Source organism: Ruminococcus sp. CAG:57, assembly GCF_000435935.1.
GTDB lineage: Bacteria > Bacillota > Clostridia > Oscillospirales > Ruminococcaceae > Hominimerdicola > Hominimerdicola aceti.
In genome coordinates this window covers 1-6,522 of record NZ_FR890775.1, presented here as the reverse complement: position 1 = coordinate 6,522, position 6,522 = coordinate 1, and the positions used below count along the sequence as shown (strand labels likewise).

Annotated in this window: 3 protein-coding genes; all 3 read right to left on the bottom strand. The window is 41.8% G+C overall.

The features are described 5' to 3' along the window. A partial coding sequence (locus QVO88_RS09540) for a DUF3962 domain-containing protein (RefSeq protein WP_288177970.1) occupies positions 1-2,076 on the bottom strand: 2,076 nt, incomplete at its 3' end. Further along, positions 2,024-5,098 carry a hypothetical protein gene (locus QVO88_RS09535; protein ID WP_022288251.1) on the bottom strand — a complete coding sequence of 1,025 codons (3,075 nt, stop codon included), beginning with the start codon at positions 5,096-5,098 and terminating at the stop codon, positions 2,024-2,026. The genes QVO88_RS09540 and QVO88_RS09535, both read right to left, overlap by 53 nt. Next, the gene (locus tag QVO88_RS09530; protein WP_022288250.1) at positions 5,064-6,197 is read right to left on the bottom strand and encodes a hypothetical protein; all 1,134 of its coding nucleotides are present in this window, start codon (positions 6,195-6,197) and stop codon (positions 5,064-5,066) included. The genes QVO88_RS09535 and QVO88_RS09530 overlap by 35 nt, the downstream gene beginning before the upstream one ends. Positions 6,198-6,522 lie beyond the last annotated feature (325 nt).

The following is a 6,522-nucleotide window of genomic DNA, read 5'->3' as shown; positions in this document are numbered from 1 at the left end:
CTTTATTTTCTCAGGAATAAAAGCCTTTTTCATATTGTAGCCTGAAATGCTTGTGTCAGATATTCCATGCCACAAATTTCTTGTCAAACCATTGCAAGAAACAAGCACAAGTCCGTCGCTTTCCTTATAAAGATCTCTCAAGCCCAAAAGCTTAGTGACAAATCCACCCCTTGCGACTTTATTGCACTTGTCTACAAAATCGTCCTTTCTTGAAAGCTTTGAAAAAGCAATAAGCGCTTCGGGATAAGAAAGCTCTCTTTCATCAAACAGACCGCACTCGGCTTTTACCTGTCCGCTTCGTGCGTTGAAAGTCACATACGCAGGCAGAAACTTAGCCGTCAACTCCGGCGATTTGCTTTCAGCCGCCCACAAAGGTCTTAAAGTCTGATAAGCATACACACCTATCACATCAGCGGCGCAGGCAGGATTTTTCACTGTGTTCCTGTTGTCAGCAAATTCCGTGTATCCAAACTGTCTGAAAATATCCAGCACCGCTCCATGTATCCTGCTTTTTGAAGGCTTATCCTTAGCTTTCTCATCTAAAACATCAGGGACAATAAACTGCGTAAGGCGATTTGTGTCCGCAAAACCTGCCCTCAGTGCGGCTTTCGGGTCGCCCTTTTCCTCAGAAGTGTTTTTCAGGATAACCACCGCGCCCTTTATCTCAGCCGACTTCTCAACGCTTTCCTGCACCCTTTTTATGCGCAAAAGGTGGTCTTCATAGCTTTTGCCGTTCATCATATCCCCAAGAGAGCCTATACTGCGCTTTTCTATCTCTATTTTCACATCTGAGCCGTCCGTGTCGCCAAAATACTGGCAGATATCCTCCATAATAGCGTTTTTTAAAGGCTCGTCGCTGTCATGACCGTATATCTCAAGAGTGATCTTATCCCTGCCCGTGCAGACTTTCAGCCTTTCTCTGCGCATTTTCTGGATATCAGCCGCCTCAAATTTCTTTTTGTCAGGCTTATTATAATGTATCGCCCGCACAGACTTCACCTCGCCCATAGGCTCTGCTATATCTTTCAGAAGCGGCGTCAGCTGATGATAAAACTCACATTTTTCCTTTACAGACACGCCCGTGCCGATATTCATATTAGTGAAATCCATGCCGAATTTATAAGGCAAAAGTATCTGCGGTCTCGCATTTTTGCCCACATAAATTTCAGGGTGTTTAAGCACCTCGTCCGCCGCAGGAAAATTTGAGTTATTATGATACAACCCATAGCAGTTTATGTCAGCATAGTTCCAATCACGAAAATATTCTGTCTTTTCTTTATCAATATTTTTTCGCTGCTGCTTCATTTTCATAACTCTGTATTTATTTTCAGACATTTTCACAAGAGCGTTTATGTTCTCTTTAAGATATATCTTCTTTTTCCACGCATTTGAAACAAAGCGTTTCACGCTTGGAAAAACAAGAAGCATACACTCACGCTGGGGCGGAGTTGTCTGAACTGAAAATTCAAGCCCGTAGGAATAGTATTGACCTTTATATTCTATAGGCTGGCTAACAAGCTTTTTTAAGCCACAATTGCTGAACGTAAGCTTCTGACCGAAAAAGGGTATGGTCTTTCCATTAAGAGAGTTCGCCACATACAGCGCAAAGGCGTCAAAGGCATAGTCCACCGCCGCAGTGCCGTCCTCGTTGAAAAGGCAAACTTCTTCCGAGGTGATACCATGTCTCAGCACATCAGGGTCTATCTCTCTTTTAAACTTTTCTGCTATCGCCTTTGTTTCCGAGGTCGCCTTATCATTCAGCTCATATTCTGCCGTGACCCATATTTTCATTATCTTGCATATCTTATGAACATCAGGCTCGTTCAAAGACACGAACCACCTGCTGTCATCAGAATTTGCTTTCATGTTGCCCACGTTTACAACTTCGTCAAGCCACCCGTTCAGGCATGCTTTCAAGCCGAACAGCTTCATATAATACTCCGGATCGTATTTTTTGTTAGCAGAAACTTGCAACTGTATGAGCAGTTCTTTCCAAGGCTTTGGAAAAGCAAGATAATACAGCTTAAAATTCCTCTTCTTCGGAATAAATGTCATCGGATATATCGGCGAATTCATTTTTTTCAACTCCTTTTTTGAATGCTTCATAAAACGGCTGATAAAGCGTTTCTGCTATCTTTCCCGTTTTTTTGTTGTCAATCATGCTGTCAAGATAATCTATAAGCTCGTTTAGCAGGTCATAGCCTGCAGTATTTTTCTCAGAACGGCGAAAAGCTCCGTCTGCAAAATAAACTCTCGGCGCAGGCTTGCTCTCGTCCGTTATCCTGCAAAGCCGTCCGAATATCTGCAAAATAAGCACAAACAAGCTTGCCGTTACGTCAAGCTTCATCACAGGGTCAAGAGAGCTTAACTGCATTTTCCCCTGACGTTCCATGAGCGACCATTGCCTTGTGGCTTCACTGCGAAGCTTTGCCGCCCTGTCAAAAGCGTTTTTCTTCCCCGACAGAACACAGTGTCTTTCAAGATAGCCGTTTAACTTTGTGCATTTTGAAGATATCTCGTCAGGAACTTCCATTGGGCGCACCAAAAAGAATACGCTTCCAAACGCCGAATGACCGTCCTTGTCAACGATATTGTAACCTCGCTCTATCGCCTGCGCAGGGGCTACCATTATATCAGCCGAATGATCTGAAAAGTCTGCAATCTCGCTCCTGAGTATCATGTTCTCGTCAAATTCATCTGCTTCCCTGCACATACATGCCACAGTCTTTCCATTCGACAAAAGTCTGTTGAGATAATTTGCCGCAGTTTGTGCTTCGCTGTAACTGTTCACTATCATAAGCAGTTTTCCCTCAGAGCGAAGCTCCGCTTCTATTGTCCTCATTATCTTTTTTATGACCTCTGTAAGGTTCTCTTCACGTTCTTCACTGCCACTGCCTGAAACTCTTATAGCCGTTCCAAGGTCTATCATTTTCGACTCCGCTATCTTCCTGCGCTTCCACTCCTCCGCTTCAAGAAGATACTTCACAGGCACATTGACATGATATTGCAAACAGCCGTCCGCCCAGCTTGACCCTGAAAGCATCAGCACATTAGGTCCTGCGGGCTGACCCTCCTCCGTGAGCCGAAGCCAAGGCATACGGTCCATAAGCGCACGTCCGAATGCGTATTGACGGTAAAGAATAAGCCCCTTTTGCGGATCGTTCTTCATGCCGAAAAGATTACCCATTGCAGATGAAGGGAGAATTTTCTGCTGTGCGGTAAAACGTGTAGACAAAAAGTCAGTAAGCTCCTGCTGTGTTTTCCGCTCATACGGCAAAAACAAATAGGAATCACTTATCTCCCTGATGTAATTATCGAACGACGCCACCACAAGATAAAGCTTGATATGGTCAGAAAAAGTCTTGTCAGGCTTACAGTTATTGTCCGTGAGCCAATCATTAAATGCTTCGGATAATTTCTTACTTTCTTTCTGTTGAGATAGTACAAGCATCATCAAATACTCAATATCCTTATCATTATCCATTCCAAGGGTCACACGTCGCATATGAGCCAACGCCTTGTCAGATATATACTTATTGCCCTTATTATCTTTGCAAAGGCTGTTATAAAGTATCTCAGCCGAAAACGTCCTGCTAAGTATGGTCTGCCACTTGCTGCCGTAAGAGTTTATAGCATTTCTAACTGCCATACAAACCCTAACAGAAATAGAAAGCTTATCAACATATTCTTTTTCATTATCGTCCAAGCTCTCAAGTACCTCTGTATCCATATTCATGACTTCACTGCACAAAGCCGCCGCATTCTGCCTAAACTTATCAAAGCTTGCTGACGGTGTGAAAAACTCGTCAAGTGTTTTCTGCACCTTGTCACATTCATCAAATATCACAAGGTCGGCTTGCTCCAGCACATATTCCAAAAACAGCTTGTTATCCCCCAAAAGCCTTATCGCCGCAAGCCCCTGCACAGTGGTCACGATAACATTTGACGTATAAACATCTCGGTACATTCTCACCGCAGGGCAAATATCCATATAAGGGCAATTATAGTGCTTTTTATTTTTCATAAGCGACCTGCACGGCTCGTTTCCAAACATTGGCGCAGAACTTTTGTCGCTCTTATTTTTTGCCATGCCGTCGATAATACAAGGGGCAGTGAGATACTTAGAATACTCATTTTGCAAATATTTTTCATGAGCTTTCGCCACCTGATCGATGTATTTTTCACGTCCGCTCCTGCCTATCACAGGTGAAACACTAACTCCAAACTGAGATAAATAAGAACACATCTCCAGCACACTTGAAACAGTGTCAAGCACAAGAACGACCTTTTTATCAGCCTTTGCAAGATGATAAGACAGCACTTTCATAAGAGTGGATTTTCCTGAACCGACCATGCCAACAAGGTTTGTTATCTTGTCGATCTCAAGCCTTTTCGCCCTCTTAACATTGCCCTCCGTGACAGCTTTTAGGGTGTTGCTTTTGAGTATAGCATAGCAATAATCATCAGGCTTTTTCTCAGCCATTTCAGCCGCACTTGCAAGCAACTCATCTGTAGAAACACTTATCTTTTTTCTGGTTTTCTTAGGCGGAGGACTTACAGGCATTTGCGGCGTGCGGTCAGGTATTTTAACATCAGCGCTATATACAGTGGAGCTTTTTTTGTCCTTAATGCTGTAGCTGTATTTTCCGCCCTTTGCATACTCAAAATGCCTATCTTCCTTGTGTTTTCTGATGTATTCAAAGTAAACGTCCGCACGGTCAGGCTCAACTGCCAGCTCAGTGTTTCGGGCAAATTTCAAGACCTTGCTGCCCTTTTCGATTTTCTCTGTAAAAATATACAAACAAAACTCGGACTGAGCATTGCGGTAATTTTCAAGAACCTTTGCCCAATTCATCTTTGAACTGCAAGAATGTAAAAGTCTGTGAGCTTTTTGAAGCAGAAAAGCAGTTTCATCGCAAACTACCTCACCCAAAAGGCTGTAATTATGAAGCAGAAGATACGCCTTTGTGGGGTCACCCTCAGGCTTGCATTTTTCCAAAAGAGCAAGGGTCATTTCCGCCTTGATGAAATCATCAATATTCACAGAAGTTGGAAGATAATTTCTAAGACTTCTTTTGATAGTTTCTAAGCTTGACATCTTCCACCTCTCCTTTCAGCTCTTTTGAAAAAATTCTCATGGAAACGCATTTAGCAATTGAATCAGGAAAACTGCTTCCTAACGCATCATTGCATATCTTGCAATAATCAGGATAATCCGTCAAACAATCGTCAGGCACAACATAAAAAACTTTTTGCGCCTTAGTATAAGTAAAAACATAGTCATTTTCAATGCTCTTTTTCAGCATATAAGGATTTCTGTGGGTCTTTGCGTCAATAGCCCAAACCTGCCCGTCAGGCAAAGTTATCTTTACATCATACTTATCTCTGTCAGGCCAAAGCTCCGCCCCGCAACCACATTTTTCCGCAATTTTCTGTATTTTCAACTCCAACTGCCCAGGCAAACACATATATCTCATAACACCATGCCTAAGCCGCCAATTGCCGTCCTGAAATCTCAATGGCTTCAAATCATCTTTTTTCGGTATATTTTTCAAACAACTTTTATTACAGCACTGTGCCTGCACACCATAAAAAGTCATTGTCCAACCGCATTTCGGACAAACATAACTCCCGTTTGGAACATTTTCGTAGGCTTCCGAGAATATCTTATTTATCATCTTAAAGTCTTGACAATGCTCCATTTTAAATTCACTCATTTTTTCATCAGCGCAAATTGGATTTTCCACAATAAACCGACGCACAGCCACATACAACTCGTTGGAAAGCTTAGACAAAAGAGAATAAATGTAACGCTGTTCCAAGTCATTTGCGTAATCTTTCTCTAAATCAGAAATAAGATCAACGCAATCGTCGGTGAGAGTATATCTACGATTTTCACTTAACTCTATCAGCGCATTTATATGATAAAGATCAAACTTTTCCACCATTTTGACAAAATAATTATTCCACCCCTCAAACCACGTTTTCACGGGCTTCACAGCATAATTCTCAATAAAAGCACATTCATGGAGATCTGAAAGCATATCATATTGCTCATTCACAGCCGCCAAAGCTGCAAGCCTATTTATCCCAGCAAAAAGCTTGCTACTGTAACTATACTTATCGTTACACTGCCGTTTCTCAAACAGCCCACATGCTATCAATCGTACCATCAAGTCAAAATCCAACTCATTCAAATCTGCCACTCCTTTTACCATATAAATAAAAAAGCCACCTTTTGAAAAACATCAAAAAGCGACCTAATATACCAATTAAAGCAAAGCAGATATGAATACCATTATTGTCCAATGTCAAAATATGATGTTTTTCGTGTACACTCATATCGTAAATCAACATCATAATTTTGTCAATAGTTTTATTTATAAGTTTCCAATAATTCGTATCTTTATACAAATTGATACTGCAAAATTTGTAGAAGATAAACAAAAAAAGTCGCAGACAAAACGACTACGACTTATAAAACACTCTGGCAGGGGCAGAAGGATTCGAACCCTCGGCACG

Bases quoted from the DNA above. Each gene is read 5' to 3' on its own strand.
- QVO88_RS09535 (WP_022288251.1), bottom strand. From the start codon at position 5,098: ATGTCAAGCTTAGAAACTATCAAAAGAAGTCTTAGAAATTATCTTCCA.